Below are 1,970 nucleotides of genomic sequence, written 5' to 3'. Positions count from 1 at the left end.
CCCGCAACGAAAGCTTCTCGACACAGTCGAAGTTCCCGTTCTCCGGCAGCTTCATCGCCGACAAGGCCTGCCAGGAAGWGGCCCAGGCCTTCGGCCCGGCCGTGCAGAAGCTGATCGAAGACGTGGTCCGCAATCCGAAGTTCAAGCAGCTCGCGAGCTGAGTTCCGCCGCTGATCGAGCCTCGGCCTCGATCAGCGTGACCAGCGTGTGCAGCACGCGGTTGACCGGCGTCGGCACGCCGTGCCGTTCACCGCGCCGCACGACCAGCCCGTTCAGGTGGTCGATCTCGCTCGGCTTGCCGCGCATCACGTCTTGCGCGGTCGACGAGAACTGGCCCGGCATCGTCGCGGCCAGCCCGCGCACCATCGCCCACACGTCGCCGGGCACCTGAACGCCTTCGGCCTGCGCCACCGCCAGGCATTCGGCCACCACGTCGCGCATCACCTGCGGTACGCCGGGGTGGTCGACGAAGCGGCCGTACGGCACACGCCCGATCGCCGAAATCGCGTTGTAGGCGCAGTTCAGGATCAGCTTGGCCCACAGCGCGCCGCGCACGTTGTCGGAGATCGTTGCCGGCACGCCGGCGGCAGCCAGCACCTCGACGAGGTTCGACGCGACGCTGTTGGGCGCGATCACCAGGTCGCCTCGGCCATGGTGCAGCAGGTGCCCCGGGCCGGCCATCTCGGTGGCCACGTAGACGACGCTGGCCGCCACCTCGTTCGACGACAGCACGCTGCGCACGCGCTCGTCGTTGTCGACGCCGTTCTGCAGCGTCAGCACCAGGGCCCCGGGCGACAGGTGCGGGCGCATTGCCTCGGCGGCCGATTCGGTGTCGGTGGACTTCACGCAGAACAGCACCAGCTGCGCGCCCTGCACGGCCGCGACATCKGTGCTCGCCTGCAGGCGGACGTGCTCGTCGAAGCTGCGCGTCTGCATGCGCAGGCCGTCGCGCGCGATGGCTTCCACATGCTGCGGCCGCGCGATCAGCGTCACGCGGTGGCCGGCGCGCGCCAGCATGCCGCCGAAGTAGCAGCCGACGGCGCCGGCGCCCATCACGGCGACGGTCCAGGGGGTGGCGGGAGAGCGGTCCATGGCGGCCTTCGGGGTGGCGAAGGCCGCAGTGTCCGACAAGTGCCGCCCGGGTGCCGCTCAGGTGCCTTTCGGGAAATCGGTCGACGCCGACAGCCGCTCCCACGCCGCCGTCTCGCGCTCGACGAAGGCGTGCTTGTCGCGGATCGTCTGCAGCGTGTCGGTGCCCAGCGGCAAGCGCAGTGGCGGCGTCGCCGATTCCACCAGCGCGAGCATCGCCTGCGCCAGGCGCAGCGGATCGCCCGGCTGGTTCAGGCTGATGCGCTTCGCGGCCTCGCGCACCTGGCCCGAGCTCGGCGCGTAGTCGTCGAGGACGCGCGGCGAAACCACCAGCGACGAGCCTTCGAGGAACTCGGTGCGGAAGTAGCCGGGCTCGACCACGGTGGCATGGATGCCCAGCGGTTGCAGCTCGGCGTGCAGTGCCTCGGTCAGGCCTTCGACGGCGAACTTGGTCGAGCAGTAGACACCGAAGCCGGCGCCCGAGCGGTAGCCGCCGAGCGACGAGATGTTGATCACGTGGCCGCGGCGGCGCGTGCGCATCGACGGCAGCACGGCACGCGTGACGTTCAGCAGCCCGAACACGTTGGTGTCGTAGAGGCGGCGCACTTCGTCGGCGCTGGCCTCCTCGACCGCGCCGAGCAGGCCGTAGCCGGCGTTGTTGACCAGGATGTCGATGCGGCCGAAGCGGGCCAGCGCAGCCTCGGCGGCGGCCGCGGCCTGCGCCTCGGACGTGACGTCGAGCGCGAGCGCCAGCAGGCCGGGCTGCGCGCCGAAGCGCTGCTGCAGCGACGTGGCATCGCGCGAGGTCGCGACGACGGCGTCGCCCTGCGCGAGGGCTGCTTCGACGATGCGTGCGCCGATGCCGCGGGCCGCGCCGGTGA

Annotated in this window: 2 protein-coding genes; both read right to left on the bottom strand. The window is 71.2% G+C overall.

Annotation, left to right across the window (positions count from 1 at the left end; translation table 11 throughout):
• Positions 1–141: 141 nt before the first annotated feature.
• Positions 142–1,092, bottom strand: coding sequence for a ketopantoate reductase family protein (locus AC1D15_RS29410; RefSeq protein ID WP_477828804.1), 951 nt, complete (start codon positions 1,090–1,092; stop codon positions 142–144).
• A 57-nt stretch (positions 1,093–1,149) separates the two neighbouring features.
• On the bottom strand, positions 1,150–1,970 hold an 821-nt coding region (locus AC1D15_RS29405), incomplete at its 5' end, for an oxidoreductase (RefSeq protein WP_477828803.1).

It is taken from the genome of Rhizobacter sp. P2_H2, from assembly GCF_056403375.1.
Note: the sequence above shows the minus strand (reverse complement) of the source record. Positions and strands in the feature narration are given on the sequence as shown.